The 26551-nt window shown below is 66.3% G+C and carries 21 protein-coding genes; 12 read left to right on the forward strand and 9 right to left on the reverse strand.

What is annotated here, in order from left to right; translation table 11 throughout:
• Positions 1-63: 63 nt before the first annotated feature.
• From ACODSM_RS04095 to ACODSM_RS04105, 3 genes are all read right to left on the reverse strand, one after another.
• Complete coding sequence (locus ACODSM_RS04095) at positions 64-819, reverse strand: TonB-dependent receptor (RefSeq protein WP_488804400.1); 756 nt, start codon at positions 817-819, stop codon at positions 64-66.
• 266 nt (positions 820-1085) lie between these two features.
• The gene (locus ACODSM_RS04100; RefSeq protein WP_488804401.1) at positions 1086-1310 is read right to left on the reverse strand and encodes a hypothetical protein; all 225 of its coding nucleotides are present in this window, start codon (positions 1308-1310) and stop codon (positions 1086-1088) included.
• Positions 1307-2509 carry a PepSY-associated TM helix domain-containing protein gene (locus ACODSM_RS04105; protein ID WP_488804402.1) on the reverse strand — a complete coding sequence of 401 codons (1203 nt, stop codon included), beginning with the start codon at positions 2507-2509 and terminating at the stop codon, positions 1307-1309. The genes ACODSM_RS04100 and ACODSM_RS04105 overlap by 4 nt, the downstream gene beginning before the upstream one ends.
• A gap of 478 nt (positions 2510-2987) precedes the next feature.
• Between ACODSM_RS04105 and ACODSM_RS04110 the strand changes: the two genes are divergently transcribed.
• The gene (locus ACODSM_RS04110) at positions 2988-3746 is read left to right on the forward strand and encodes a hypothetical protein (protein ID WP_488804403.1); all 759 of its coding nucleotides are present in this window, start codon (positions 2988-2990) and stop codon (positions 3744-3746) included.
• A gap of 256 nt (positions 3747-4002) precedes the next feature.
• Here the strand turns inward: ACODSM_RS04110 and ACODSM_RS04115 are convergent, their stop codons facing one another.
• The 5 genes from ACODSM_RS04115 to bfr all read right to left on the reverse strand — a co-directional run bounded on the left by ACODSM_RS04115 (position 4003) and on the right by bfr (position 9752).
• Entirely contained in the window at positions 4003-6189 is a 2187-nt protein-coding gene (locus ACODSM_RS04115) for a TonB-dependent receptor (protein ID WP_488804404.1), read from the reverse strand.
• A gap of 177 nt (positions 6190-6366) precedes the next feature.
• Positions 6367-6699, reverse strand: coding sequence for a DUF3325 domain-containing protein (locus ACODSM_RS04120; RefSeq protein WP_488804405.1), 333 nt, complete (start codon positions 6697-6699; stop codon positions 6367-6369).
• A gap of 5 nt (positions 6700-6704) precedes the next feature.
• Complete coding sequence (locus ACODSM_RS04125) at positions 6705-8525, reverse strand: PepSY-associated TM helix domain-containing protein (RefSeq protein WP_488804406.1); 1821 nt, start codon at positions 8523-8525, stop codon at positions 6705-6707.
• Positions 8522-8830: a hypothetical protein gene (locus tag ACODSM_RS04130; protein ID WP_015013371.1), complete on the reverse strand. Its 309-nt coding sequence runs from the start codon at positions 8828-8830 to the stop codon at positions 8522-8524. Before ACODSM_RS04130 ends, ACODSM_RS04125 begins: the two co-directional genes overlap by 4 nt.
• A 445-nt stretch (positions 8831-9275) precedes the next feature.
• Positions 9276-9752 (reverse strand): bacterioferritin, encoded by a 477-nt coding sequence (bfr, locus tag ACODSM_RS04135; RefSeq protein ID WP_015013372.1) that lies wholly within the window; start codon positions 9750-9752, stop codon positions 9276-9278.
• 284 nt (positions 9753-10036) lie between these two features.
• Between bfr and ahpC the strand changes: the two genes are divergently transcribed.
• The 7 genes from ahpC to ACODSM_RS04170 all read left to right on the forward strand — a co-directional run bounded on the left by ahpC (position 10037) and on the right by ACODSM_RS04170 (position 19637).
• Positions 10037-10612: an alkyl hydroperoxide reductase subunit C gene (ahpC, locus tag ACODSM_RS04140; RefSeq protein ID WP_056061816.1), complete on the forward strand. Its 576-nt coding sequence runs from the start codon at positions 10037-10039 to the stop codon at positions 10610-10612.
• A gap of 153 nt (positions 10613-10765) precedes the next feature.
• Positions 10766-12379 carry an alkyl hydroperoxide reductase subunit F gene (gene ahpF / locus ACODSM_RS04145; protein WP_488804407.1) on the forward strand — a complete coding sequence of 538 codons (1614 nt, stop codon included), beginning with the start codon at positions 10766-10768 and terminating at the stop codon, positions 12377-12379.
• A 681-nt stretch (positions 12380-13060) separates the two neighbouring features.
• Positions 13061-14338 (forward strand): TolC family protein, encoded by a 1278-nt coding sequence (locus ACODSM_RS04150; protein WP_488804408.1) that lies wholly within the window; start codon positions 13061-13063, stop codon positions 14336-14338.
• 36 nt (positions 14339-14374) lie between these two features.
• Positions 14375-14953, forward strand: coding sequence for a hypothetical protein (locus tag ACODSM_RS04155; RefSeq protein ID WP_488804409.1), 579 nt, complete (start codon positions 14375-14377; stop codon positions 14951-14953).
• Positions 14950-16071, forward strand: a complete 1122-nt coding sequence (locus ACODSM_RS04160; protein WP_488804410.1) for an efflux RND transporter periplasmic adaptor subunit — start codon at positions 14950-14952, stop codon at positions 16069-16071. The genes ACODSM_RS04155 and ACODSM_RS04160 overlap by 4 nt, the downstream gene beginning before the upstream one ends.
• A gap of 9 nt (positions 16072-16080) precedes the next feature.
• Positions 16081-19200: an efflux RND transporter permease subunit gene (locus tag ACODSM_RS04165; protein ID WP_488804411.1), complete on the forward strand. Its 3120-nt coding sequence runs from the start codon at positions 16081-16083 to the stop codon at positions 19198-19200.
• Between the two features lie 38 nt (positions 19201-19238).
• Positions 19239-19637 carry a hypothetical protein gene (locus ACODSM_RS04170; RefSeq protein WP_488804412.1) on the forward strand — a complete coding sequence of 133 codons (399 nt, stop codon included), beginning with the start codon at positions 19239-19241 and terminating at the stop codon, positions 19635-19637.
• Between the two features lie 238 nt (positions 19638-19875).
• Here the strand turns inward: ACODSM_RS04170 and ppsR are convergent, their stop codons facing one another.
• Complete coding sequence (gene ppsR / locus ACODSM_RS04175; RefSeq protein ID WP_015013375.1) at positions 19876-20697, reverse strand: posphoenolpyruvate synthetase regulatory kinase/phosphorylase PpsR; 822 nt, start codon at positions 20695-20697, stop codon at positions 19876-19878.
• A gap of 265 nt (positions 20698-20962) precedes the next feature.
• Here ppsR and ppsA point away from each other — a divergent pair, with 265 nt between their 5' ends.
• The 4 genes from ppsA to ACODSM_RS04195 all read left to right on the forward strand — a co-directional run bounded on the left by ppsA (position 20963) and on the right by ACODSM_RS04195 (position 26502).
• Positions 20963-23353 carry a phosphoenolpyruvate synthase gene (ppsA, locus tag ACODSM_RS04180; protein ID WP_343734326.1) on the forward strand — a complete coding sequence of 797 codons (2391 nt, stop codon included), beginning with the start codon at positions 20963-20965 and terminating at the stop codon, positions 23351-23353.
• A gap of 76 nt (positions 23354-23429) precedes the next feature.
• Positions 23430-23774, forward strand: a complete 345-nt coding sequence (locus tag ACODSM_RS04185) for a DUF4212 domain-containing protein (RefSeq protein ID WP_108626949.1) — start codon at positions 23430-23432, stop codon at positions 23772-23774.
• Positions 23767-25863 (forward strand): VC_2705 family sodium/solute symporter, encoded by a 2097-nt coding sequence (locus tag ACODSM_RS04190; RefSeq protein WP_422849187.1) that lies wholly within the window; start codon positions 23767-23769, stop codon positions 25861-25863. The genes ACODSM_RS04185 and ACODSM_RS04190 overlap by 8 nt, the downstream gene beginning before the upstream one ends.
• 123 nt (positions 25864-25986) lie before the next feature.
• A complete protein-coding gene (locus tag ACODSM_RS04195; protein WP_015013379.1) occupies positions 25987-26502 on the forward strand; it encodes a hypothetical protein in 516 nt (171 codons plus the stop codon).
• The last annotated feature ends 49 nt before the right edge of the window (positions 26503-26551 follow it).

The raw sequence follows: 26551 nt of genomic DNA on the forward strand, positions 1-26551 counted from the left end.
CTTGGGCATGTTCGACTAGCGCAAGCGGCCGGTTTTGCTTGAATTGCTTGAAATGGGCGCTGATCAGCGACCAGCGGGTGCGGGCGTGGCCGCTGGCGGCAACGACGGCGAGGGCATGCCCTCGGCCAGCACAAAGCTCAGCGTCGTCACGTAGTTGGCTTCGCCGTACGGCGCGCCGTGCGCCTCGCCCGGCGTCTTGTCGCTGTGCTTCACCTCGGCCACGTACTGGCCCTTCCAGGGGGTGACGAAGGTCACCGTGCCGTCTTCACCCGCCTCGGCCTCGCGCGTCCAGCCCGAGGGCGCGGCCAGCTGCACCTTGGCCTTGGGCAAGGGGGCGCCCTGATAGACCACCTTCAGCTCACCGGGCTTGCCGGTGGGCACCAGGTCCAGCGGGGCAGTGGGGGCCACGGGCTTGGCCAGACTGGCCACCCAGCGGGCGGCGGGCTGCGAGTACATCGCGGGCAGGTTGCGCTTGCTGCGGTCGATCACGGGGTAGGTAGGCGTTGCAAACAGCGTGTCTGGGGTGCCGGTGGTGGCGTAGACGAAGGCATCCTTGCCCAGTTGGCCGTCCACGCGCTGCGCCGGGGTGTCGGTGCGTTGTTGTTCCAGCACGGGCACGCCCTTGAACTGGTCGAGCCGGCCAGGCGATGTCTCGCGCAGGTTGTCGTTGAACTCGCCAAAGTGCAGCCGCGCCTGGCCCCCGGCGTTCTCCAGCCACACCTGGTGGGCGTGGGCAGGGGCCAGGGCAGATACGCCGGCTATGGCCAGCACGGCAGCCAGCCAAGGGCGTGGGGAGGTGGGAGCGCAAGACATGGACATGGATATTTCCTCTCTTTGGTTTGGGATTCCGGAGCGCTGCTCCAAACGCAGCGCGCAGCCCGCTGCACCACCGCAAGGGGGGGTGCAGTGAAGCTCACTTTTTGATAGCTGCCTGCGCTTGATGGATAAGCGTAGGTGGCTTTTTGATCTGAACGTTGCAGCGCCCGGCTCACACCGAACGCCAGCGCAGACTGGGGGCCGTGAGAGCCGCTTCAGCGGCCGTCATGGGTCGTCAGGAGGTCGTCATGCCGACAGCCAAAAACCGCTCACCACTCCACGCCTGCGCGCGGGCTCTGCGCTGGGGGCGTCGGCCTTGGTGCGCGCGGCCGGCCGTACCAGCCCATCACCGCGACGGGGACACCCAGCCCCACCCACGACCACCAGTCACCCCAGGTGTCGGACACCAGTGCGGTGATCAAGCCGGTGGTGGTGAGCACACCCATCACGATGGGCCCGCCCCACAGGGCCCAGAAAGGGCGGTGCTTTTTCATGCGGTGCCCTCGGTGGAGCGCGCAGCGCCCGATGTGGGCAAAGCGCTGCCTGCAAAACCCCCCGTGGCGCTGCCTGCGGTGGGTGTTGCGGGGCTTGCCGCCTGCACGCCCTTGCGCAGCCACAGATACAGCCCGCTGCCCAGCACCACGATGGTGGCGATGTCCAGCAGCGCCCACAGGATCTTCATCGGCATGCCGCCGTAGTCGCCAAAGTGCAGCGGCTGCGACACCAGCAGCGCCGTCAGGTACCACGGCAGCTGGGGCGACGCGGTGACCTGCGCGGTGCGCGCATCCACCAGCACCGGCTGGAGCAGCTTGGAGGTCAGCGGCTCATTGCCGCGCAGGAAGAACGTGTTGTGGTGCGGGCTGGAAAACGCCGTGCCCGGGAACGCAATGAATGACAGCTTGGTGCCCGGCGCCTGGGCCTGCGCGGCCACCAGCGCCTGCTGCAGCGGCCCGCGTTCGGCAGCGGGCACGATGGGCTGGCCTTCGTAGGGCTTGAGCAGCATCGAGAGCTGGTCGTACTGCCAGTACTTGATGAGCAGGTCGGCCCACGTGTTGATCATGCCGGTGCCACCCACCACGAAGGCCCACACCAGCGTGACGATGCCCAGCAGGTTGTGCAGGTCGAGCCACTTCACCCGCGTGGACCGATCCCGCCGCACCTCACCAAACGCCAGCTTGCGCATGAACGGCGCATACAACACCACGCCGGTGACGATGGCCACCAGCAGCAGCAAGCCCATGAAGCCCAGAAACAGCTTGCCCGGCAGCCCCGCGAACAGGTCCACATGCAGCTTGAACATCACGTACATGAAGCCCTCGTCAAACCGTGGCTGCGCCAGCACCTGGGCCGTGCGGGCATCCACCGCCACAGAGCGGAAGTCATCGGTGGGCGCCGGGGTGGGCGTGAGCGTGACGAACCACACGTTGTCATCGTCCTCCGCGTGCGACGCGAACTGCACCACACGATCCGGGTGCAGCGCATGCGCGGTGGCCAGCACCTGGTCGAGGCTGGCGCGCGGCGTGTTAGCGGGCATCGCAGGCGCCTCCACCTCGGTGCCCAGCAGGTGACCAATTTCGTGGTGAAAGATCAGCGGCAGGCCGGTGATGCACAGCAGCAGCATGAAGACGGTGCACACCAGGCTGGACCACTTGTGGGTCCAGCTCCAGCGGCGAAGGGCGGTGGGGCTCAGCATGGTGTGGGGGCGGTGTGGCAAGGGCCGTCGGGCAGTCGCACCACCGCCAGCGCCGCCCCAGGCACAGGGCGCGCTATCGCAACTGAAAGGGCGAACAAGTGATTCATCAAGCCAGACAACCCGAAAACATCGAAAAACGGTGGGTGCTGGCTGCAGCCGGGAGGCCTGTGAAAAGGGCTCCCGGCAAGGGCTATGGCTGGCGGAAACCCAATTTTACATTGCAAATGGGAATTGTTTGTATTCGTGATGGTGTGTGGGGGTAAGGATGTTGCGAAATCGCTGCGGCCTGCTCCCGATCGGACACTGCGAAGTAGAGGAAGAATTTCGCACGCGGGGGGTGGGGCGCAGGGCGGGGTGTGCGCCTGCAGGCTATAGTGCCGTCGCCCCAGCGTGCTGGTTTTGCAGACATTCACACCCGCGTTTGCGACCCTTGCATGGGCTTTATCCCCCGGCTGCAAGCCGCTTGCAGGAGAGTTCCGTGTCCACGATATTCGGCGCCGTTCAGGCCGTTGCGCACGCATCTGCGAGAGGCATGGGGGCTTTGTACCGGACGGCCTTGCCATGGCTCGCTGTGGTGGCGATTTTGTGTACGGGCAACGTGCGCGCCGCAGACGAAAGCACCTCTGCGGAGCAGAAGGCACAGCTTGCAATACCCCCCGAGTTTCGGCATCCCGATTTTGTCTGGACCACTGCGGAAGGCGACTTGAACGGCGATGGCATCCCCGACCTGGCCCTGTTGCTGACAAAGCACAAAGGAGAAGACCAGCGAGAGGAGCGGTTGCTTGTCCTGACCGGGAGGGCGGATGGCAGCTATCAGGTGCTCTCTACGTCCGGCGAGTTCTGCCACCCCAGCAAGTTCTACAACCTGGAAATCAAGAACCATTCATTGTTCGTTCAGGCGGTCTACTACGCAGACGCCGCCCGGTTCTCGGGCTTCACGCTGCAGTTCCGCTACAACGCCAAGATCAAAGACCTGGAACACATCGGCGAGCAGCAGGACGACGAAGACTATTCCAGCAACGCCTCCCACCGCGTGAGCCTCAACTACCTGACCAACACCGCCATTCATTCGCGGCGTGCTGGCAAGAAGTACAAGGAGGCGAGAGGCCGGATCGTTGATGGTCCGGGCGTGCTGCCTTTGAACGGGTTTGTCTGTGAAGGCTATGGCATGACGGGTTCTTCGGTCTACCTGGATGAAAGTTTCAAGGTGCACAAGAAGGGCGGGACGCCGCCATGATGCGGAGCGGGTTCGTCGGAGGGGCTCGCAGCGCGATGGGCATGACCCGTCACGCCTGGTTCTAAGCGCGCTGCTGCGGCCCGTTCACTGCCCATGTGAGGCATCCTGCGTTTGACGCTCTGGCAAGAAGAGGCATTCCGATGGGGAGGTTTTTTGCTATTGAATTGGTAGCTATAAAGCCATAAATATCAGGCGGAAGAGGCCAAAATCTCTTGAGAAGTTTGGTCTTGAACCCCTTCCGCCACGCCCCTCACCCTCAGAACCGTGTCCGCAGCGTCACCTGCACCGCGCGCGGCGAGCCCGGCAGGATGAGGTTGTCGTTGCTGCCGTGGGCCGACACGTAGTACTTGCGGTTGGCCAGGTTCTTGATGTTCACATCCACATCCCACTGGCCCAGCGTGTATTGCAGCGCGGCATCCACCGTGGTGTAGGCGGGCAGGGTGACCAGGTTGGTGAGCGATGTGAAGCGGGCGCCCACGTGGTTCACGCCGCCGCCCACACGCAGGCCGTGGCCCAGGTCTTTCATGGCCCAGAGGAAGGCGGAGTTGCGTGGCGTGAGCGCGGGCACCTTGCCTTGCGCGGGGATGTTGGCCGTGGGCAGCTGCAGCGAGCCCGTCGTGGCCAGCGATTTCGTCATGCGGCCGTCCAGCCACGCGTAGCCTGCGCTCACGTCCCAGCGGCCGGGCAGGCGGCCGTTGGCGGTCAGCTCCAGGCCATTGGTGCGCTGCGTGCCCACGTTGATCTGGCGTGCCGGGTTGGTCGGGTCGGTGTTCTTGATGTTGGTGCGCTCCAGGTTGAAGAGCGCGCCAGTCACATTCATGCGGCCATCGAGCAGGTCGAGCTTCACGCCGATCTCCTTGTTCTCGGTGATCTCGGGCTCGGCGGCGGTGTTGTTGGCGGCCAGCGCAAAGGTTTCTGCCGAGGGCTGGAACGACTTGCTGTACGACACGTAGTACGACACGGTATCGCTGGGCTGCCACACCAGGCCCGCGCGGGGGCTGAACTTCTTGTCGGTGCGCGACAGGCCCGCGAGCTTGCGCTCGAACGTGGTCTCCTGGCCGAACACGTCGTAGCGGGCGCCCACCAGCGCCTTCCACTGCGGGGCCAGCGTGATCTGGTTTTGCCAGTACAGCGCGGCCGTGTCCTGCGTGGTATGGCTGGGGATGGCGCTGTCGGCGTTGTAGTTGGCGGCCGGGATGGCCGGCGCCGGGCGGTTGCCGGGGCTGAAGATCGGCACCCGGTCCGCGCCGCCCGAGACGGACTCGGCGCGCTTCTTCTGCTGGCCCAGCTCCACGCCCATCAGCCACTCCTGCTGGAAGCCGCCCAGCCGGTTGCGCCAGGTCACGTCGGTTTGGTTGAAGAAGCCCTTTTCGTCGCGCAGCACAAACGAGCGTGTGCGGCCCACGGTCAGGTTCACCGGGTCGGTGGTGCCGCCGGGCAGGGTGTTGTAGCGGTCCAGCGTGTAGTCGTACAGGCGCGTGACGTTGCGCACCGACCAGTCGTCGTTGAAACGGTGGTTCAGCGTGGCCGCAAACGACTGCATGGTGCTGGTGGTGGTGTCGTCCTGCGCCGCGTTGCTCGAGCCGTAGTAGGTGCCGGCGGGCACGTTGACGGGGCGACCGTTCAGCGCGGGGATGCCGAAGTCCGTGAGGCGCTTGTCGCGGGCGTTGGTGTACTGCAGCAGCAGGTCGGTCTGCGCGGCGAGTTTGAGCGCGAGCGAGGGCGCGAAGTTGTGCCGCTTGACGAACTGCTGGTCGCGGTAGCTGCCCGAGTCCTCGACGGCGGCATTGATGCGGAAGGCTGCGGCGTCGCTGATGCCCAAGTTCACATCGGCCGTCGCGCGCCGGTAGTCGAAATTGCCCAGGCCCAGCGATGCCTCGCCCGAGGTCTCGCCGAATTTCGGCTTCTTGGTCACGCGGTTGATCAGGCCGCCCGATGAACCCCGCCCGTACAACACGGCGGCCGGGCCCTTGAGCACTTCCACGCGCTCGATGTCGGCGAGATCGCGGAAGTACAGCGCGTCGTCGCGCACGCCGTCCACAAACTGGTCGGCAATGGCCGTGAAGCCGCGTATCACCACCTGGTCGCGCTGGCCGTCGCCATGGCTCATGGCCACGCCGGGCACGTTGCGCAGCGCGTCTTCCATCGACCGCGCGCCCTGGTCGCGCAGCAGCTGCTCGGGCACCACGTTCACGGCCTGGGGTACGTCGCGCAGCGGCGCGCTGCCCTTGGTGGCCGAGGTGCTGGCGGCGGGCGAATAGCCGTCATCGTCGCTGGTGGATTGCACGGTGACCTCGCCCAGTGTCTGGGTGGGGGCTGCAGGCGCTGGGTTTTGCGCCAGCGCGGTGCCGCAGAAGGCGGCAAGAACGGCTGCAGCCAGCGGGTGCAGGGCATAGGAGCGGCCGAGAGAACGGCGGAAGGAGTGGTGCAAAGGTGCGTGCATAGGTTGTCCTTGGTGTGTGCGCAACGCGGTGGAAAACGGCTCCGCAGGCACCGGGCCTGACGCGGGCCTTTTGGGGCCGTGGCTGGGAGGGGTGCGGAGAGCGGGAGAAAAGGAAGCTGAGCAGGGCGGTGGATCAGAAGGAGCGACGGGCCCGCAGGGCCGCTGCATCCCTCGCGCTTACCACCCCCAGGCCCAGGCGCCGAGGCCGGCCACCAGGGCCATCCCTGCCAGCATCGGTGTGCGCCGGGGCTGCCAGGTCACGGCGGCCGTCACGGCCAAAGCGGCTACCGACAGGGCCACCGTCCACGCGGTCACGCCGAGCGAGGCGGGCACGCCACCGGCGGGGTGTGCGGCCAGCCACAGCGACAGCAACAGCAGCATGCATCCGGCGCGGCGCAGCTGTTGCAGGCGGCGGGCTGCGCCTTCGCGGCCTGTAGCTTCTTCGTGGTGGCGGTCCATGCCCCGCGCCAGGGCCGACCAGGCTGCAAAACACAGCAGAAAAGCGGACATGGTGCTCAGGCCCCCGAGGTAGACACTGACACATCGCTGGCCGCAGGCAATGTGGCCACCGGGGCAGTGCGCGATGCCATGGCTGCAGCGGCTTTGCCCTTGGGGGCCCGGCCCGGGCGCAGGCGCCACGACAGCCAGCCCAGCAGCAGTCCGGTGATCAGGAAGGCCAGGTCCATGCTGGCCCACACCCACTCGCCCGCAGGCAGCGTGACGCCCAGGTGCGTGTGCGTGGTCAGGGCGTTGATGACCGGCAGCAGCGCCCACGCCAGCCCCGCAGCGCCCAGCGGCACCGACCAGCCCATGCGGCTGGGCCGCACCACGGCGCAAGCCAGCGCCCACAGCAGGGCCAGGCCCCAGGTGCTGAAGAACCAGGCCAGCTCCACATCGGCACGGCCCTCGGTGCCCAGCGGGATCAGGCGGTTGGAGGCGATGTACACGCCGCAGGCCAGCGGCAGGCCCGCCAGCGTGGCGATGTTGATGGCCGCCACCAGACGCTCGCCAAACGGTGGCTTTGTGGCGGTGCCTGCGTTGGCTGCTGCCCCTTTGCGGCTGGCCTGCGTCTGCGACTTGGCGCTGCGCTTGACCGACCACAGCACCATGCCGGTGGCAATCATCAGGCTGCCCAGCACACCAAATCCAAACAGCGCCCAGCGCAGGCCCACATCAGCAAACCGCGCCATGTGCAGGCCATACAGCACGCCGTAGGTCTTGACGGCGGGGCCGGTGGCATCGGCCTGGTCCAGCCACTGGCCGGTGGTGGCGTCAAACAGCAGGCGGGGCGGGCGGTATTGCAGGCGGTCGCCCTCGTGGCGGGTGACTTCGACCACGGCGCGGCCCTTGGCATCGCGGCGTGCCTGCACGCTGCCAATGCGCCCGCCGTCCCAGCGGGTGCGGGCCTCGGCCAGGATGGGCGGTAGGGCGATGGCGGGCAGGGGCTCCACCTTGTCGCCGGGGCCGCGCCGGGGGCGGCTTTCGGCCTTCTCGCCCTGCAGGTCGGCAAAGTACGCGTTGGAGTCCACGCCTTTCTCACCCTGGTAGGCCGTGGCAATGCCCGCAGGCATGTACAGCGTGTGGAAGATCATCAGCCCGCTGAAGGTGATCATCAGATAGAAAGGCAGCACCAGCACGCCGGTGACGTTGTGCGCGTCTAGCCAGGCGCGCTGCCCGCCCTTGGCGGGGCGGAAGGTGAAGAAGTCCTTGAAGATGCGGCGGTGCGTGATCACGCCCGAGATCAGCGCCACAAACATCAGCATGGTGGCCACGCCCACCACCCAGCGGCCCTGCAAGGTCCAGCGGCCCTTTTGCGCGGTGCGCAACTCGAAGTGAAAGCGGTAGAAGAAGTCGCCGCCCATCGTCTGGCGGGTGTCGATGGCCTCGCCGGTCTGCGGGTGCATGCGCAGCGTTTCGAAGCGGCCATTGCCCGTGTCGCGCCACAGGATGTTGACGGCGGGGTCGCGGTCGTCGGGCAAGTGCATGATCCACTGCGTGGTGTTGGGCACCTTGCGCACCAGCGCGTCCAGGGCCCTCTGCGCCGTTTGCGCCACCTGGGGGGCGGCGGCCTCCACCGGCTGCAGGCCATGCATCTCGGGGCGCATCCACAGGTTGAACTCGTTCTTGAAGAACGACAGCGTGCCGGTGAGGAAGATCGCAAACAGCAGCCAGCCCAGGATGAGCCCCGCCCAGGTGTGCAGCCACGACATGGCCTGGCGAAAGCCCTCGCGGTCGTTGAGCGCCTTGGGTGGTTTGGCTTTGCGGGCTTGTTCAGAAGCGGTGCTTGCAGATGCCCGATCGACTGGCTGGCATGCAGGGGCCGTGATGCGGGTCATGCGGCGGCCCTCATCCATTGAGGTGCCGTGGCACATGCGCCCAGCACCATTGCGGGCAGCAGCGTGCCACCCCACGCGCCCCAGGCGGTGCGTGCATAAAAGGCCCAGCCTGCGGCGATGGCATACACCACCCACGACAACATGGTGGCCGTGAGCACGGCTTCCACCCGTGGCATGCACTGCGCCAGCAGCAGCGACAGCGCCGCAGTGAAACCGGCGGCCAGCGCATAGCCGCCCCCTATTGCGGCCACGGCACGCGAGGTGATGGCCAGCCGGTAGCGTCCATCGACGCGAGGGGTCTTCATGGCTGCGAGACCATCGGCGCAGTGACTGGGCGATCAGGGGGGGACAGCGCCTCCGAAGGGCAGAGGCGGGCAAGGCTGCGCAGCATGGGCAAGGGCTCCAGTCGTTGGATGGGTGAACAAACCAAACGCTGGCTGTTGCCGGTGATGCGGGTCACCGGCTGGCTGGCTTCCAGGTGAAGTCATCGCCCTGCGGGAGCAGGCGCTTGCCTGCTCATGCGCACTGCAACGGGAGCCGGTGCGCAGGATGCGGCAGGGGATGATCGACCGCTATTTTAATGTGGTTGCAAATCATTCGCATTAACTAACAAAGAAACTGCGAGGTTTGATGTGCAGTTGCAACAGAGTGTGCGCAGTTCGCGCCAGCACGGGCGAAAAAAAACGGGCCGAGGCCCGTTGGGAGGTCAGAGGGGGGCCATGTCGGGGTACCCCTTAGTCACTCATTGGCTCACTCGATCTCGCCCATCTGCGATTGCAGGTAATTTTGCAGGCCCACTTTACCGATCAGGTCGATCTGGGTTTCGAGGAAGTCGATGTGCTCTTCGGTGTCGTCCAGGATCTTTTGCAACAGGTCGCGCGACACATAGTCACGCACGCTTTCGCAGTGGGCAATACCCTCCTTGATGGTGGCTTGGGCGCCCTGCTCGGCGCGCAGGTCACAGGCCAGGATCTCCGGCACGTCTTCGCCCACCTGGATCTTGGCCAGGTCCTGAAGGTTGGGCAGGCCGTCCAGCGTAAAGATGCGGTCCATGAGCCAGTCGGCATGCTTCATCTCGCCGATGGATTCCGAATACTCCTTCTTGGCCAGCTTGTCGAAGCCCCAGTGCTTGAGCATGCGGTAGTGCAGAAAGTACTGGTTGATGGCCGTAAGTTCGTTCTTGAGCTGGGCCTGCAGATGGCCAATGACCTGTGCGTCACCTTTCATGGGGACTCCTTGTAATGTGTGAATTCGGCGCTGATTGTCGTGACCCGCATCAAGCAGCGCAAGGCAAGCCCCTGCTATGGCGTGCGGGCTGCGTGTGATGCTGAGAGGCGTTCGCGTTCACAGGCTGAGTTCCCCGTGGCGCACCAGGGTTGTCATGGGGAGGCCACAGTGGGAGTTGTATAGTAATTGACAATTGATTCAATGCAATCAATTAATTGGATTGATGGCTTGGAAATGCCTAAACTTCAGTCCTGTTCAGTCAACCAACCACTAAGGAAACAGCAATGTCCCTGATCAATACGCAAGTTCAGCCCTTCAAGACCACCGCTTTCGTCAACCGTGGCGGCAAGGGTGAATTCATCGAAGTGACCGAGCAGTCCCTCAAGGGCAAGTGGTCCGTGCTGATCTTCATGCCCGCAGCGTTCACCTTCAACTGCCCCACCGAAATCGAAGACGCTGCCGACAACTACGCTGAGTTCCAGAAGGCCGGTGCCGAGGTCTACATCGTGACGACCGACACCCACTTCTCGCACAAGGTGTGGCACGAAACTTCCGACGCCGTCGGCAAGGCCAAGTTCCCCCTGGTCGGCGACCCGACGCACCAGCTGACCAACGCCTTCGGCGTGCACATCCCTGAAGAAGGTCTGGCGCTGCGCGGCACGTTCGTGATCAACCCCGATGGCGTGATCAAGACGATGGAAATCCACTCCAACGAAATCGCCCGCGACGTGTCGGAAACCCTGCGCAAGCTGAAGGCTGCCCAGTTCACCGCCGCCAACCCTGGCCAAGTCTGCCCCGCCAAGTGGAAGGAAGGCGCCAAGACCCTGACGCCTTCGCTGGACCTGGTCGGCAAGATCTAATCCACGGCTCCCCTAAAGCCGGACAGCGTCATGGCGCCATCGCGCCATGCCGTCCGGCTTTTTTACGCCCGGACGTTGACAAGCAGGCTTGATTTGCAGCCCTCAGGCGTCAACCTCCCAGACATCACCACTCCAAATTCAAAGGACACCACCATGCTCGACGAACAACTCAAGACCCAACTCGCCGCCTACCTGGAGCGCGTGCAGCAGCCGTTTGAGCTGGTGGCTTCCCTGGACGACAGCGAGACTGCGCGCGACATGCGCGAGCTGCTGACGACCATCCAGTCGCTGCGCAGCGACAAGATCACCCTGCGCACCGACGGCAACGACGCGCGCAAGCCATCTTTCAGCCTGCAGCGCGTGGGCGCCACCAACAGCCTGCGCTTTGCCGGGCTGCCACTGGGCCACGAATTCACTTCGCTGGTGCTGGCCCTGCTGTGGACGGGTGGCCACCCGCCCAAGGTCGAGCAGGACGTGATTGATTCCATCAAGGCCTTGGATGGCGACTTCAACTTTGAGGTCTACATGAGCCTGACCTGCCACAACTGCCCGGACGTGGTACAGGCACTGTCGCTCATGGCCGTCGTCAACCCGAAGATCAAGACCACCGTCATCGAAGGCGGCGCCTTCCAGCAGGAAGTGACCGAGCGCGAAATCATGGCCGTGCCCATGGTGTTCCTCAATGGCCAGGTGTTCGGCTCCGGCCGCATGACCATTGAAGAAATCGTCGCCAAGCTCGACACCGGTTCTGCCGCCCGCGAAGCGGCCAAGCTCAGCGCCAAGGACCCGTACGACGTGCTCATCGTCGGTGGTGGCCCCGCAGGTGCCGCAGCCGCCGTGTACGCCGCCCGCAAGGGCATCCGCACCGGTGTGGCGGCCGAGCGCTTTGGCGGCCAGGTGAATGACACGCTGGCCATCGAGAACTACATCTCGGTGCTCGAAACCGACGGCCCCAAGTTCGCCGCCGCGCTCGAAGCCCACACCCGTGCCTATGGCGTGGACATCATGAACCTGCAGCGCGCCGACAAGCTTATTCCTGCTGCGCAGCCCGGCGGCTTGATTGAAGTGCAGCTGGCCAACGGCGGCTCGCTCAAGGCCAAGACGGTGATCCTGTCCACCGGCGCCCGCTGGCGCAACGTGAACGTGCCCGGCGAAGCCGAGTACAAAAACAAGGGCGTGGCCTACTGCCCGCACTGCGACGGCCCGCTGTTCAAGGGCAAGCGCGTGTCGGTCATCGGCGGCGGCAACAGCGGTGTGGAAGCCGCGATTGACCTCGCCGGTGTTGTGGCCCACGTCACGCTCATCGAATTTGCGGACCAGCTCAAGGCCGACGCCGTGCTGGTCAACAAGCTCAAGAGCCTGCCCAACGTGACCATCCACACCAACGCGCAGACCACCGAAATCACTGGTGCTGACGGCAAGGTGAACGGCCTCAAGTACAAGGACCGTGCCACGAACGTGGAGCACACCGTGCAGCTCGAAGGCGTGTTCGTGCAGATCGGCCTGGTGCCCAACACCGAATGGCTCAAGGGCACGGTGGAGCTGTCGCGCTTCGGCGAAATCATTGTCGATGCGCACGGCCGCACCAACATCCCCGGCGTGTTTGCGGCGGGCGACTGCACCACGGTGCCGTTCAAGCAGATCGTGATTGCAGCGGGCGAGGGCTCCAAGGCAGCGCTGAGCGCGTTCGATCACCTGATCCGCATGCCCGTGGTGGCTGAAGGCGCCAAGGCGCAGGCTGCGAAGCCCGAGGCAGTTGCTGCTTGATGCAGCGGGGGACGCGGGGGCGGATGCTGCCCTCGTCCCTGCAGGTGGTGCGGCCTGTGGGCCTTCCATCCTCCAAAGTCCTTTGAATCGGTCCGGGCGATTCGCTGTGTTTGTAGGGGTTCTACAAACGTCCCTAGAATCCGGCCGTCCATGTGCCGCTTGCTGTTGATCTTCCTGTTGGTGTTCATGCCGCTCCAGTCCATCTGGGCGGCTGCTTCGCCTTATTGCGGGCACGAAGCCGCACCGCAAGCCTCGCACTTTGGCCACCACGTACACGATCACGTGGCCGACGAATCCCCTGTCCATCCCGCCAAGACGTCCACTGCCACCCCGGCGGACATGGACTGTCACGCCTGCCATGGCGCGGGTAGCGGTCTCGCGCACAGTCTGGGTGACCATGCCATCGTGGTGACTGCCGCCCGCCCGCCGGCCCAAGCGGCACCAGCCTGGCCTCCAGCTCCCCTTTCGCGCCCTGAACGCCCCAACTGGCCTGTCCTCGCCTGAGCGGCGAGGCGGGGGCTCTGGGCTGTCCCGTTTTCATTTGGATGTGTATCGAGACCTGCCTTGCGGGGCGGTCGCGACGCGCGCGCTGACGCCTGCGTGCGCACTTGATCGTTTCTGACCACCATCGCGCCTCGCCGATTTCAACCTGTGGCCCTCCGGCCATTGCAGAGGAATCGGATGCAATCAACAAAACAACGACAACACAAGCCCATCGCCGCGCTGGTGGTGATGGGGCTGGGCTGGGCACTGCTGGGCAGTGCTGCACAGGCCCAGACTTCTAACCCCCGCACAGGGCCCCTCACGCTCCAGGCCCTGTTTGACCAGGCCTGGCAACGCCAGCCTGAGGCGCAGTCTGTCGCCTTGCGGCGCGAGGCCGCGCGGGCAACACGCAGCGCGGCAGCGGCCTGGACGGCCGAGCCGGTTGCGCTGGAGCTGTCCACCAAAACCGACCGCCCCGGCAGCAACCAGGGCAGCCGCGAAGCCGAAGTGGGCCTGGCCCTGCCACTGTGGCTACCCGGCGAGCGCGCCCGCAAGGCAGCCTTGGCCGACGCTGAACTGCAGGCGCTGAACAGCCGCCAGCGTGCCGCGCAGCTGCAACTGGCCGCCACCGTGCGCGAAGCCTGGTGGGCCGCGCAGCGCGCGCAGACCGACTGGGCGTTGGCGCAAGACCGGCTGAACAACGCCCAGCGCTTGGCCGCCGATGTGGCGCGCCGCGTGCGTGCGGGAGATTTGTCGCGTGCCGATCAGGCCCAAGCAGACGGCGTCGTGGCCCAGGCCGAAGCCGCCCTGGCCGAGGCCCAGGGCGCACGCGACGCCGCCCAGGCCGCATTGGCCGCCTGGGGCGTGCAGGCCGAGCCCGGCTTGGCGCTGGCCGACGCCGCAGAGCCCGAGCCCCCCGTGCCCGACGCCACCACGGCCGCTGCCCAGCACCCCGCCGCAGCCGACTGGCAGGATCAGGCCGAGGTGGCCCGCCGCGCCGCCGACCTGGCCGCCGTGCAGACCCGCGCCAACCCTGAGCTGACGGTGGCTGCCACCCGGGCGCGCGAGCAGGCGGGGGACCGCTACCAGCAGACCTTCACCGTGGGCCTGCGCGTGCCCTTGGGCGGGGGCGACCGGGCGCAGGCCAAGCAGGCCGCCGCCCGCGCCGAAGCCCTGGCCGCAGAAGCACGCGCTACGGCAGAGCGCGACCGGCTGGCTGCCGACATCGCCGCCGCCGTGGCGCGCGTGAAGGCCACACAGACCCAGCGCGATGCCTTGGCACGCCACGCAGCGCTGGCGCAGGGCACACGCGGCTTTATCGACAAGGCCTTCCGCCTGGGCGAAGCCGACGGCCCCACGCGCCTGCGTGTGGAGCTGGAAGCCGCCCAGGCCGAACGCCAACTCGCCCGCGCCCGCATCGACGCCGCCGCTGCCGTCTCCACCCTGCGCCAGGCCTTGGGCCTGCTGCCGCAATGACGCCCTTGGGGCTCTCACCACTTTTTGAAGATCACCATGAAACTCTCTTCCGCTTTTTCCACCCTGGCCTTGCTGCTGGGCCTCTTGCTGGGTGTGTTACCGCCCACCGCCGTAGCTGGCCCCGGCCACGACCATGGCGAAGCCCCCGCTGCCGCAGCGGGCACGGCCCTGCCGCGCTTTGCCGCCACCTCCGATCTGTTTGAACTGGTGGGCGTGCTCGACGGGAAAAAAATCGCTCTGTACCTGGACCACGCAGGCGACAACAGCCCCGTGAGAGATGCCCGGCTGGAGCTGGACATTGCGGGCACCAGCGTGCCCGTCACCCGCGTGGCCGAGGGCGAGTTCCAGGCCACCCTGGCTGCGCCGCTGGCCGAGGGCGTGAGCCCCGTCACCGCCACCGTGGCCGCAGGCACGGACACCGACCTGCTCGCAGGCGAGATCGACCTGCATCCCGCCGCCCACACCGATGCCGCCCCCTCGGGGCTGGCGCGCCGCACTACGCTGATGGCAGGCGCCGCAGCCGCTGTGCTGCTGGCGCTGGCTGCCGCATGGCGCCTGCGCCGGGGCCGCGTTGCCCGCATGGGCAACACCCAGCGCGTGGGAGGTGCCGCATGAAGCGCTTGCACCCCATGCCTTCCTTGCTGGCCCTGCTGATGGCCACCGCGCTCAGCGCCCCCCTGCCAGCCCTTGCAGGTCCCGGCCACGACCATGGCGAAGCGCCGCCCGCGCCCACCGGCAACGGCCCCAGCCGCCAGCCGGATGGCAGCGTGTTTCTGCCCAAGCCCGCGCAGCGCCAGTTGGGCGTGCGCACACTGGTGACTGCCGCCGGGCAGCATGCCAAGGCCTTTGATCTGGCGGGCACCGTGGTGATGGACCCCAACGCAGGCGGCAAGGTGCAGGCCGTGTTGGCAGGTCGGCTTGAGGCCGGGCCCAAGGGCCTGCCCGGTGTGGGCCAGGCCGTGCGCAAGGGCGAGGTGTTGGCCTATGTGGTGCCCACGGCGGGCGCCATCGAGCGATCCAACCAACTGGCCCAGCAGGCCGAGCTGCGCGCCGCCCGCGACCTGGCCGCCCGGCGCGTGGCGCGCCTGACCGAGCTGGCCGACACCGTACCGCGCAAGGACATCGAGGCCGCCGAGAGCGAGCTGCACAGCCTCACCCAGCGCCTGGGCGCCGTGGGCGCGGGCCTGGCCACGCGCGATGCGCTGGTGGCCCCCGTTTCGGGCGTGATCGCTTCGGCCAATGCCGTGGCTGGGCAGGTGGTGGATGCGCGCGAGCTGGTGTTTGAGGTGGTAGACCCATCGCGCCTGCGCATCGAAGCCCTTGCATATGATCCGGCCCAGGCCCACAGCGTGGCCGGTGCCACGCTGGCCGTGGGCGGGCAGCGCGTGCCACTGCGCTTTCTGGGCGCGGCGCGCAGCCTGCGTGATCAGGCGCAGCCGCTGCAGTTTGCGGGCGACTCGTCTGCGCTTGGCACCTTGGCCCTGGGTCAGCCGGTGCGGGTGTTCGTGCAGTCCACCGACAAGGTCGATGGCGTGCAAGTGCCCGCTGCCGCGCTGCTGCGCAACCTGGCCAACCAGACCATCGTCTGGGTCAAGGAGTCGCCCGAGCGCTTTGTGCCCCGGGTGGTCACGGCGGTGCCGCTGGATGGCGCCTCAGTGGCCATCACCTCGGGCCTCCAGCCCGGCGATCGCGTGGCCACGCAGGGCGCCACGCTCATCAACCAGGTCCGCTAAGGAGTCGCTATGTTCAAGTGGCTTCTAGAAAACAGCCTGACCAACCGGCTGCTGGTGCTCATCGCCGCCGCCGTGCTCATGGCCTATGGCGCCTTCACGCTTTCGCGCACGCCGGTGGACGTGTTCCCTGATCTCAACAAACCCACCGTCACCCTCATGACCGAGGCGGGCGGCATGGCTGCTGAAGAGGTGGAGCAGCTCATCACCTTCCCGCTGGAGACCACCATGAACGGCCTGCCCGGCGTGGAGAGCGTGCGCTCCACCTCCAGCGCGGGCCTGTCGTTCATCTACGTCACCTTCGACTGGAGCACCGAGATCTACCGCGCGCGGCAGATGGTGTCCGAACGCCTGTCGTCCATGGAAGAGGGCCTGCCCAGCGGCATCACGCCGCGCATGGGGCCCATCAGCTCCATCATGGGCGAGATCATGCAGGTGGCCATCCCCATCGACGCGGGCAAGACCACGCCTATGGCCGTGCGCGAGTACGCCGACTGGGTGCTGCGCCCGCGCCTCATGGCCATCCCCGGCGTGGCGCAGGTGATCCCCATCGGGGGTGAGGTGCGCCAGTTCCAGGTGCTGCCCGACACGGCGCGCATGGCGGCGCTGGGCATCACGCACGAGCAGCTCACGGGCGCGCTCAAGGGCTTTGCGGCCAACACCTCGGGCGGGTTTCTGGAGCTGGGCGGGCGCGAATACCTCATCCGCCACCTGGGCCGCACCTCGCGGCTCGAAGACTTGCAGAACATGGCCCTCACCGCCAAAAACGGCCAGAGCGTGCTGCTGCGTCAGGTGGCCGATGCCACCTTTGCCGCTGCTACGAAGCGCGGCGACGCGGGCTTTGAAGGGCGGGGCGCCGTCATCCTAGGCATCCAGAAGCAACCCACGGCCGACACCATTGGCCTCACGCGCAGCATCGAGGCCGCGCTGGTGGACCTGAAGAACTCGCTGCCCGCAGGCATGGAGTCGCCGCGCGTCACCTTCCGCCAGGCGAGCTTCATCGAGGCATCGGTCACCACGCTGCAGGGCAAGCTCATGGGCGCCTCGGTGTTTGTGGCGGTAATCCTGTTCGTGTTCCTCGGCACGCTCAGGCCCACGGTGATTGCGCTCACGGCCATCCCGGTGTCCATCTTCATCACGGCGCTGGTGTTCAAGTATTTCGGCCTGTCGATCAACACCATGACGCTGGGTGGCCTGGCCATTGCCATTGGCGGCCTGGTGGACGACGCGGTGGTCGATGTCGAAAACGTGCTGCGCCGCCTGAAGATGGACCGCGCCAAGCACCCCCACCACCGCCTGCACCCGATCGAGGTGGTCAAGCTCGCGTCCATGGAAGTGCGCTCGGGCATCCTGTATGCCACGGCCATCATCGTGCTGGTGTTCCTGCCGCTCTTTGCGTTGCCGGGCATCGAGGGGCGGCTGTTTGTGCCGCTGGGCATTGCGTTCATCGTGTCCACGCTGGCATCGCTGCTGGTGTCGGTCACCGTCACGCCGGTGCTGGCCTTTTACCTGCTGCCGCGCATGAAGAACCTCGACCACGGCGACACGCGCGTGGTGGCCTGGCTCAAAGCGCGCTACCGCAACGGGCTCTCGGCCGTGCTGGCGCGCCCGCGCACGGCCCTGGCCGTGAGCGCGGTGGCAGTGGCGCTGTCGGCAGCGGCGGTGCCGTTCTTCCCCACCACCTTCTTGCCGCCGTTCAACGAAGGCACGCTGCTCATCGGCATGCGGCTCAACCCCGGTGTCACGCTGGCCGAATCGAGCGCGCTGGCCCGCCAGGCCGAGGTGCTGGTGCGCCAGGTGCCCGAGGTCACACACGTGGGCCGGCGCAGTGGCCGCGCCGAGCTGGACGAACATGCCGAAGGCGTGCACGTGAGCGAGCTGGACGTGGGCCTGCTGCCTGCGGCCGAACTCAAGCGCAGCATGGCCGAGGTGCAGGCCCACATCCGCAGCCGCCTGGCACACCTGCCTGCGGCCATCGCCATCGGCCAGCCCATCTCGCACCGCATCGACCACATGTTGTCGGGCGTGCGCTCGCAAATCGCCATCAAGCTCTTTGGCGACGACCTGGACACCCTGCGCGGCCAGGCCGAGACCCTGCGCGCGCGGCTGGCGGGCATCCCCGGCCTGGCCGACCTGGAGGTGGAAAAGCAGGTGCTGGCGCCGCAGATCACCGTGCGCGTGGACTACGCCGCCGCTGCACAAATGGGCGTGCCCGCACCCCAGGTGCTGGCCTCGCTGCAGACGCTGGTGGAGGGCGAAAAAGTGGCCCAGGTGGTGGAAGGCAGCCGCCGCTTTGCGCTGGTTGTGCGCCTGCCCGACAGCGCACGCTCCATCGACGGCCTGGCGCGCGTGCTGATCGACACGCCCCGTGGCCCCGTGCCCCTGTCGCGCCTGGCCACCATCGAAGAGGGCGACGGCCCCAACCAGATCAGCCGCGACGATGGCAAGCGCCGCATCGTGCTCTCGGCCAACGCGCAGGGCAGGGCGCTGTCCGACGTGGTGGCCGACATCCGCCAGGCCGTGGGCGACACGCGCCTGCCTGAGGGCTACTTTATCACCCTGGGCGGCCAGTTCCAGGCGCAGGAAGAAGCCAGCCGCCTGGTGGGTCTGCTGGCCATCGTCTCGCTGGTGCTGATGTTTGTGGTGCTGTACACGCGCTACCGCTCGGCCACGCTGTCGGCGCTCATCATGGCCAACATCCCGCTGGCGCTGGTGGGCGCGGTGCTGGGGCTGTGGGTGTCGGGCCAGCCGCTGTCGGTGGCGGCGCTGATCGGCTTCATCACGCTGGCGGGAATCTCGGTGCGCAACGGCATCTTGAAGGTGAGCCACTACCTCAACCTGATGCGCGTGGAGGGCGAGCGCTTTGACACCGCCATGATCGTGCGCGGCTCGCTAGAGCGCCTGAGCCCCGTGCTGATGACCGCCCTGGTCACCGCCTTCGCCCTGGCCCCGTTGCTGCTGGAGGCCGAACGTCCCGGCACCGAAATCCTGCACCCGGTGGCGGTGGTCATCTTCAGCGGCCTCATCAGCTCCACGCTGCTCGACACCTTCCTCACCCCAGCAATGTTCTGGCTGTTTGGCCGCAAGGATGCCGAACGTCTGCTGGACGACAAGAACGCCGAGGCGTTCTGAGCTTTGCTTTTTTTCATCCACCCTTTGAAAGGACTCCCATGAAAACCACCCGCCATCTCTTCACCGCCCTGGCCCTTGCCGCTGTGACCACCACCGTCGCCCATGCCGCAGGCGACCACGGCGCGGGCCACGACCACAAGCCCCAACACGGCGGCATCGTCGCCGAAGCCAACGACATGGACTACGAACTCGTTGCCCAGCCCGACACCCTGACCCTGCACCTGCGCGACCACGGCAAACCCGCCAAGACCGAGGGTGTGAGCGCCAAGCTCACGTTGCTCAACGGCACTGAAAAATCCGAGGCTGTGCTGGCGCCTGCGGGCGAGGGCAAGCTCGAAGCCAAGGGCGCCTTCAAGGTGGCTGCTGGCACCAAGGTGGTGGCGCTGGTCACGCTGCCGGGCAAGAAGGCAGCGAATGTGCGGTTTGCGGTGAAGTAGGGCGGCGTGTGAAGAGGGGCGGTGGCCCATTGCACTGCCTGCCACCGCTGCGTCTTGCGGAACCTGCTGTTCTGCGTTGCAGCGGATTTTTACGCAAAAACGGGCGCAAGCGATAGTGCTACATGCGCCTGTAGCTATAAATTTGATGATAGTTGTAGCAGCATCAATGGAACCGTGAGCGCCGAGCCGAGGGGAAACACAGGCGCCGTGCTGAACCTGGCTGCAGTGCGCGCCAGGGTCAATACACCAGCCGCTCCGGCCGCACTTCCTGCAGGATGGTGGTGGCAATCTCTTCAATGGACTTGGTGGTGGTGGACAGCCACCGTATGCCCGCGCGGCGCATCATGGCCTCAGCCTCGGCCACCTCGGCGCGGCAGTTTTCGATGCTGGCGTATTTGGAGTTGGGACGGCGCTCGGCGCGGATCTCGGCCAGGCGGTCGGGGCTGATGGTCAGGCCGAAGATCTTGCTGCGAAACGGCACCAGGGCTGGTGGCAGCTGGCGGCGCTCAAAGTCCTCGGGGATCAGCGGGTAGTTGGCCGCTTTCAGGCCGCACTGCATGGCCAGGTAAAGGCTGGTGGGGGTTTTGCCGCTGCGGCTCACGCCCACCAGGATCACGTCGGCACCGGCCAGGTCGCGGTTGCTCTGGCCGTCGTCGTGGGCCAGGCTGAAGTTGATGGCTTCGATGCGGTCGGTGTATTCCTTGCTGCGGCTCACGTCGCTGAAGCGGCCCACGCGGTGGTGCGACTTGATGCCCAGCTCCTGCTCCAGCGGGTGCACAAAGGTGCCAAACATGTCCAGCAGCATGCCCTTGCAGCCGTCCTGGATCACTTTAAGCACCTCCATGTTGACCAGGGTGGTGAAGACGATGGGCTTTTTGCCCTCGACCTCGCCGGTGTGGTTGATTTGCCGCACCGCCTGGTGGGCCTTGTCCACGGTGTCGATGAAGGGCAGGCGCACATGGCGCGGCTTCATCTCAAACTGGGCCAGGATGGCGTTGCCGAAGGTTTCGGCGGTGATGCCGGTGCCGTCAGAGACAAAAAATACGGTGCGCGAGTGCATGGAGCCCCTTTTTTTTGGATGCGGCTTGCGCCAGCGGGGTGGACACCACAAAGAAGCGGCGATTCCCCGTTTTGCGTCAGTCGCGTGAAAGCGTCAGCCCGTTGCCAGAAGCTCGGGCCTACAATTGTCACAATTATCCAATTCTCACCATGCACCGCGTCGGCCCACAACCACAACGACAAAGCCTCAGGCCGTGCATGGCCGCCTGCCAGGAGCCATCCAGGGCCCGGCACGCAGACCCAGTTTCAACTTCTGGAGCTTTCCCATGTCTGCACTTTTCAGCCCGACCGCCCTGGTCGTACCGTTTGAAAACCTGAGAATGACCGATGTCGAGGTCGTTGGCGGTAAAAACGCCAGCCTCGGCGAGATGATCTCCCAACTGCCGCAAGGCGTGCGCGTGCCCACCGGGTTCGCCACCACCGCCCACGCGTTCCGTGAATTCCTGGCCTACGACGGCCTGGCCGACCGCATCAGCGCCAAGCTCAAGAGCCTGGACACCGAAGACGTGCGCGCCCTCGCGCAGGTCGGCGCCGAAATCCGCGCCATGGTCGAGGCCCAGCCCTTCCCGGCTGACCTGCAAAAGGCCATTGCGGACGAATTTGCCAAGCTGAGTGCTGGCAACCCCGCTGCCTCGTTTGCCGTGCGCTCGTCCGCCACGGCCGAGGATTTGCCCGACGCCTCCTTTGCCGGCCAGCAGGAAACCTTCCTGAACGTGGTGGGCATCGACGAAGTTATGCACAAGATGAAGGAAGTGTTCGCGTCGCTCTACAACGACCGCGCTATCTCCTACCGCGTGCACAAGGGTTTCGAGCACGATGTGGTGGCCCTGTCCGCCGGCGTGCAGCGCATGGTGCGCTCCGACCTCGGCGCTGCGGGTGTGATGTTCACCATCGACACCGAATCCGGCTTTGAAGACGTGGTGTTCATCACCAGTAGCTACGGCCTGGGCGAGACGGTGGTGCAGGGCGCCGTGAACCCCGACGAGTTCTACGTGCACAAGCCTATGCTCAAGGCGGGCAAGAAGGCGCTGATCCGCCGCAATCTGGGCAGCAAGCTGATCCAGATGGTGTTCTCCACCCCCGAGGAAAAGGCCGCCAGCGGCAAGCTGGTCAAGACTATTGATGTGCCCACCGAGCAGCGCAACCGCTACTCGCTGACCGATGCCGATGTGGAGCAACTCGCCCGCTACGCGCTGGTGATTGAGCAGCACTACGGCCGCCCCATGGACATCGAGTGGGGCAAGGACGGCACCGACGGCCAGCTCTACATCCTGCAGGCTCGCCCTGAGACGGTGAAGAGCCAGGCCAAGGGCCAGGCCGAGCTGCGCTACAAGCTCAAGGGCCACGGCACCGTGCTGGCCGAGGGCCGCGCGATTGGCCAGAAGATTGGCACCGGCCCCGTGCGCCTGGTACACAACATTTCCGAGATGGACAAGGTCCAGCCCGGCGACGTGTTGGTGACGGACATGACCGACCCCAACTGGGAACCCGTGATGAAGCGCGCCAGCGCCATCGTCACCAACCGTGGCGGCCGCACCTGCCACGCCGCCATCATTGCGCGCGAGCTGGGCATTCCGGCAGTGGTGGGCTGTGGCGACGCGACCGAGCGCCTGAAAGACGGCACGCTGGTCACGGTGAGCTGCTCCGAGGGCGACACGGGCAAGATCTACGACGGCCTGCTCGAAACCGAAGTGACCGAAGTGCAGCGCGGCGAGATGCCCCCCATCAAGACCAAGATCATGATGAACGTGGGCAACCCCCAACTGGCGTTTGACTTTGCCCAGCTGCCCAACTCTGGCGTGGGCCTGGCTCGCCTGGAGTTCATCATCAACAACAACATTGGTGTGCACCCCAAGGCGATCCTGGACTACCCCCAGATCGACGCCGACCTGAAGAAGGCCGTGGAATCCGTGGCCCGTGGCCATGCATCGCCCCGCGCGTTCTATGTGGACAAGGTCGCTGAAGGCGTGGCCACCATCGCTGCCGCCTTCTGGCCCAAGCCCGTCATCGTGCGCCTGTCGGACTTCAAGTCCAACGAATACCGCAAGCTCATCGGCGGCAGCCGTTACGAGCCCGAGGAAGAAAACCCGATGCTGGGCTTCCGTGGTGCGGCGCGCTACATCAGCGAAGACTTCGGTGAAGCCTTTGCGATGGAGTGCGAAGCGCTCAAGCGCGTGCGCAACGACATGGGCCTGACCAACGTGCAGGTGATGGTGCCCTTCGTGCGCACGCTGGGCCAAGCCGAGCGCGTGACCAAGCTGCTCGCATCGCACGGCCTGCAGCGTGGCAAGGACGACCTCAAGGTCATCATGATGTGCGAGGTGCCGAGCAACGCCATCCTGGCCGAGCGCTTCCTGGAGTTCTTCGACGGCTTCTCCATTGGTTCCAATGACCTGACCCAGCTCACCCTGGGCCTGGACCGCGACTCGGGCCTGGAACTGCTGGCGCAGGACTTTGACGAGCGCGACCCCGCTGTGGAGGCACTGATCCACCAGGCCATCAAGGCCTGCCTGGCCCAGGGCAAGTACATCGGCATCTGCGGCCAGGGCCCCAGCGACCACCCTGACTTTGCGCAATGGCTGGCCAAGGAAGGCATCTCGTCGATCTCGCTCAACCCCGACAGCGTGATTGCCACCTGGCAGCAACTGGCAGGCTGACGCACCGACCGGGCTGCCCTGTGCACCATGTGCCCACTGCACCACCCGCCATCGCGTCCGTGATGCCGCGCCCGTGATGCCGTTGCAGCAGCCCGCCAACCGCCCCGCCGACGCCGAGATGGCGGGGCCGTTTCCCCCCGATTTGCACGACGTGCGCCACCTGTGGCTCAAGGCAGGTTTGCTCCTGCTCTGGGCCCTGGTGTCATTTGGCGCCACCTACTTCGCCCGCGACCTGCAGGTGCTGGTGGTGGGGGGCTGGCCCCTGGGCTACTGGATTGCGGCGCAGGGTGCGGTGCTGGTGTTCATCGCCATCGTGGTCGCTTACGGCTGGGCCATGAACCACTTTGAGCGTCAGGACCAGCAGCAGCGCGAGGCGCTGGAGCTTTCCGCCCCTGCCGCAGAAGACCGCGCCCATGGCTGAGCGCAAGCCGGGCAGCGCTGCGGCGGACCGCGCCTATTTGTGGCGGTTGCACCGCATTCTGGCGCTGTACGTGGCGGGGGTGCTGGGTTTTCTGGCCCTGATGACCTGGGCCGAGCACCAGGGGCTGTCGCGCCACTGGATCGGCCCGATTTTTCTGTTCCTCACCGTGATGGTGTACGCCGGCATCGGCGTGTACGGCCGTACGACCGACCCCGAGGACTACTACGTGGCGGGGCGGCGCATTCCGCCCATGTACAACGGCATGGCCACGGCGGCCGACTGGATGAGTGCGGCGTCCTTCATCAGCCTGTCGGGCGCGCTGTACCTGCAGGGCTTTTCAGGCACGCCAGGGCAGGCCGGTGGTTTGGCCTATCTGCTGGGGTGGACAGGGGGCTTCTGCCTCGTCGCCATGCTGATTGCGCCGCACCTGCGGGCCATGGGGCTGTACACCATTCCCGATTTTTTCCATGTGCGTTTTGGCGGGCGCTGGCCGCGTGTGATTGCAGCGCTGGCGGCCGTGTTGTGCTCGTTCACTTACGTGGTGGCGCAGATTTATGGCGTGGGGCTGATTGCGTCGCGCCTCACCGGCGTGCAGTTCGAGATCGGCATCATGCTGGGCCTGGGCGGGGTGCTGCTGTGCTCGTTCCTGGGCGGCATGCGGGCCATCACCTGGACGCAGGTGGCGCAGTACGTGGTGCTGCTGCTGGCGTTCATGATCCCGGTGTCGTGGCTGGCGTACAAGCAGCTGGGCAACCCGCTGGCGCCGTTGGTGTATGGCGCGCAGATCAGCAAGATTGCCGACCTGGAGGCGCAGCTGCTCGACTCCCCGGCCGAACACCAGGTAGTACAGGCCTACCTGCAGCGCGCCAAAGACTTCGAGGCACGCCTGCAGGATGTGGAGGCTGCCCTGGAGCGCGAGCGCGAAAAGGGGCGTGAGCGCATCCGGGCGCTGCGTGCGCAGAACGCGGATGTGGGCCTCATCGTCTCCGCCAGCCGCGAGCTGGCCGCGCTGCCGCGCGATGCGGCTTCGGCCCGCGAGCGCTGGACCCGCGAGATGCGTGAGAACTACGAGCGCGCGCGCCCCCTGGGCGGGCTGCCCCCCCACAGCCAGGCCTACGCGGGCGACCCCCACGGCACCCCAGAGGAGCAACGCGACTACGAGCTCACCCGCCGCAACTTCCTCGCGCTGATGTTCTGCCTGATGGTGGGCACAGCCGGGCTGCCCCACCTGCTGACCCGGTACTACACATCGCCCACAGTGTCGGCGGCGCGCGCATCGGTGGGCTGGTCCCTGTTTTTCATTGCGCTGCTGTACCTCAGCGCGCCCGCGCTGGCGGTGCTGGTGAAGTTCGAGGTCATGCAGAACCTGGTGGGCAGCAGTTTCGAGGCCCTGCCCACCTGGATGGCCCAATGGGCGCGGGTGGACAGCTCGCTGCTGTCGGTCGAAGACGTGAATGGCGATGGCTTGATCCAGTTTGGCGAGATCCGCCTCGGGGCCGACCTCATCATGCTGGCTACGCCCGAATTGGGCGGGCTGCCCTATGTGGTGTCGGGCCTGGTGGCGGCGGGGGGTTTGGCAGCGGCGCTGTCCACGGCCGACGGTTTGCTGCTCACCATCAGCAACGCGCTGGTGCGCGATCTCTATTTTCAGGACACGCGCCGCCAGGCGTCGCCTGAGCAGCGCGTGATCTTGACCAAGTTCACGCTGCTGGCCGTGGCCTTGTCGGCTGCGTTTGTAGCAGCGCTCAAGCCGTCCGAAATTTTGCCCATGGTGTCGGCCTCGTTCTCGCTGGCGGCGTCGGCCTTTGTGCCGGTGATGGTCCTGGGCATCTTCTGGCGGGGCACCACGCGGCAAGGCGCGGTGGCCGGCATGCTGGGCGGACTGGCCATCACGGTGTACTACATGCTGTCGCATGTGCCGGCCATGCAGGTGCTGCCGCGTTGGCTGCTGGCCGACGGGTTGTGGTTTGGCATCCAGCCCATCTCGGCGGGGGTGTTTGGGGTGCCGTGTGGCCTGCTTGTGACCCTGGTGGTCAGCTGGATCACCCGGCCTGCGCCGCCGCTGCCCCGCATCCGCTCGGAGATGTGAGGGTGGGCACTGCGCGGGGGTTATGTGTAAACCCCGATTTGCAGAGGTGCCAAAACATGGGATTCTGGTTTGCGGGTGATAGCCTTGCGGCCTTCCCCACCCTTGCTCATAACTAGGAGACTCATGGTTCTCGTCAAAACCCCCGCAGGCCAGGAAGCACTCAAGGACCGCCACGGCAGCCTGAGTTCACGCCAGCGCTCGGCCTTCATTCTCTTTGACGGCAAGCGCACCACGGGGGAGATTTTGGCGGCCACGGCGGCCATGGGCATCACGCAGGACGACGTGCAGGCCATGATCGCCCAGGGGTTGCTGGCACCGGTGGGTGGGCAGATGCCTGCGGCAGCAGCCAACCCGGTGGCCGGCCCCGCCGCCGCTGCGTTGGCAGAGGCTCCCGCCACCGATCTGGGCACGGTGGCGTCGCCGGTTGAAGGCTCGGGACGCTCTCCCATGGAGCGCTACAAGGCGGCCTATCCCATCGCCACCGAGCTGACGGCGGGCCTGGGTCTGCGCGGTTTTCGCTTGAATCTGGCGGTAGAAGGTGCTGGCAGCTTTGAAGACCTGGCCGCCCTGGCCCCCAAGATCCGCGAGGCGGTGGGTGATGCCAAGTTCGAGCGACTGGACAAGGCGCTGTTTGATTGATGCTCTGGGATTTTGGCGCGCTCTGGCTGGATAGGAGCGTGGGGACTCA

The organism is Acidovorax sp. FG42, assembly GCF_057809195.1.

Excerpts from the sequence above, each read along its gene's own strand:
- ACODSM_RS04095 (WP_488804400.1), bottom strand. The coding sequence starts at position 819 with ATGTCCATGTCTTGCGCTCCCACCTCCCCACGCCCTTGGCTGGCTGCC.
- ACODSM_RS04100 (WP_488804401.1), bottom strand. The coding sequence starts at position 1,310 with ATGAAAAAGCACCGCCCTTTCTGGGCCCTGTGGGGCGGGCCCATCGTG.
- ACODSM_RS04105 (WP_488804402.1), bottom strand. The coding sequence starts at position 2,509 with ATGCTGAGCCCCACCGCCCTTCGCCGCTGGAGCTGGACCCACAAGTGG.
- ACODSM_RS04115 (WP_488804404.1), bottom strand. The coding sequence starts at position 6,189 with ATGCACGCACCTTTGCACCACTCCTTCCGCCGTTCTCTCGGCCGCTCC.
- ACODSM_RS04120 (WP_488804405.1), bottom strand. The coding sequence starts at position 6,699 with ATGTCCGCTTTTCTGCTGTGTTTTGCAGCCTGGTCGGCCCTGGCGCGG.
- ACODSM_RS04125 (WP_488804406.1), bottom strand. The coding sequence starts at position 8,525 with ATGACCCGCATCACGGCCCCTGCATGCCAGCCAGTCGATCGGGCATCT.
- ACODSM_RS04130 (WP_015013371.1), bottom strand. The coding sequence starts at position 8,830 with ATGAAGACCCCTCGCGTCGATGGACGCTACCGGCTGGCCATCACCTCG.
- bfr (WP_015013372.1), bottom strand. The coding sequence starts at position 9,752 with ATGAAAGGTGACGCACAGGTCATTGGCCATCTGCAGGCCCAGCTCAAG.
- ahpC (WP_056061816.1), top strand. The coding sequence starts at position 10,037 with ATGTCCCTGATCAATACGCAAGTTCAGCCCTTCAAGACCACCGCTTTC.
- ahpF (WP_488804407.1), top strand. The coding sequence starts at position 10,766 with ATGCTCGACGAACAACTCAAGACCCAACTCGCCGCCTACCTGGAGCGC.
- ACODSM_RS04150 (WP_488804408.1), top strand. The coding sequence starts at position 13,061 with ATGCAATCAACAAAACAACGACAACACAAGCCCATCGCCGCGCTGGTG.
- ACODSM_RS04155 (WP_488804409.1), top strand. The coding sequence starts at position 14,375 with ATGAAACTCTCTTCCGCTTTTTCCACCCTGGCCTTGCTGCTGGGCCTC.
- ACODSM_RS04160 (WP_488804410.1), top strand. The coding sequence starts at position 14,950 with ATGAAGCGCTTGCACCCCATGCCTTCCTTGCTGGCCCTGCTGATGGCC.
- ACODSM_RS04165 (WP_488804411.1), top strand. The coding sequence starts at position 16,081 with ATGTTCAAGTGGCTTCTAGAAAACAGCCTGACCAACCGGCTGCTGGTG.
- ACODSM_RS04170 (WP_488804412.1), top strand. The coding sequence starts at position 19,239 with ATGAAAACCACCCGCCATCTCTTCACCGCCCTGGCCCTTGCCGCTGTG.
- ppsR (WP_015013375.1), bottom strand. The coding sequence starts at position 20,697 with ATGCACTCGCGCACCGTATTTTTTGTCTCTGACGGCACCGGCATCACC.
- ppsA (WP_343734326.1), top strand. The coding sequence starts at position 20,963 with ATGTCTGCACTTTTCAGCCCGACCGCCCTGGTCGTACCGTTTGAAAAC.
- ACODSM_RS04185 (WP_108626949.1), top strand. The coding sequence starts at position 23,430 with ATGCCGTTGCAGCAGCCCGCCAACCGCCCCGCCGACGCCGAGATGGCG.
- ACODSM_RS04190 (WP_422849187.1), top strand. The coding sequence starts at position 23,767 with ATGGCTGAGCGCAAGCCGGGCAGCGCTGCGGCGGACCGCGCCTATTTG.
- ACODSM_RS04195 (WP_015013379.1), top strand. The coding sequence starts at position 25,987 with ATGGTTCTCGTCAAAACCCCCGCAGGCCAGGAAGCACTCAAGGACCGC.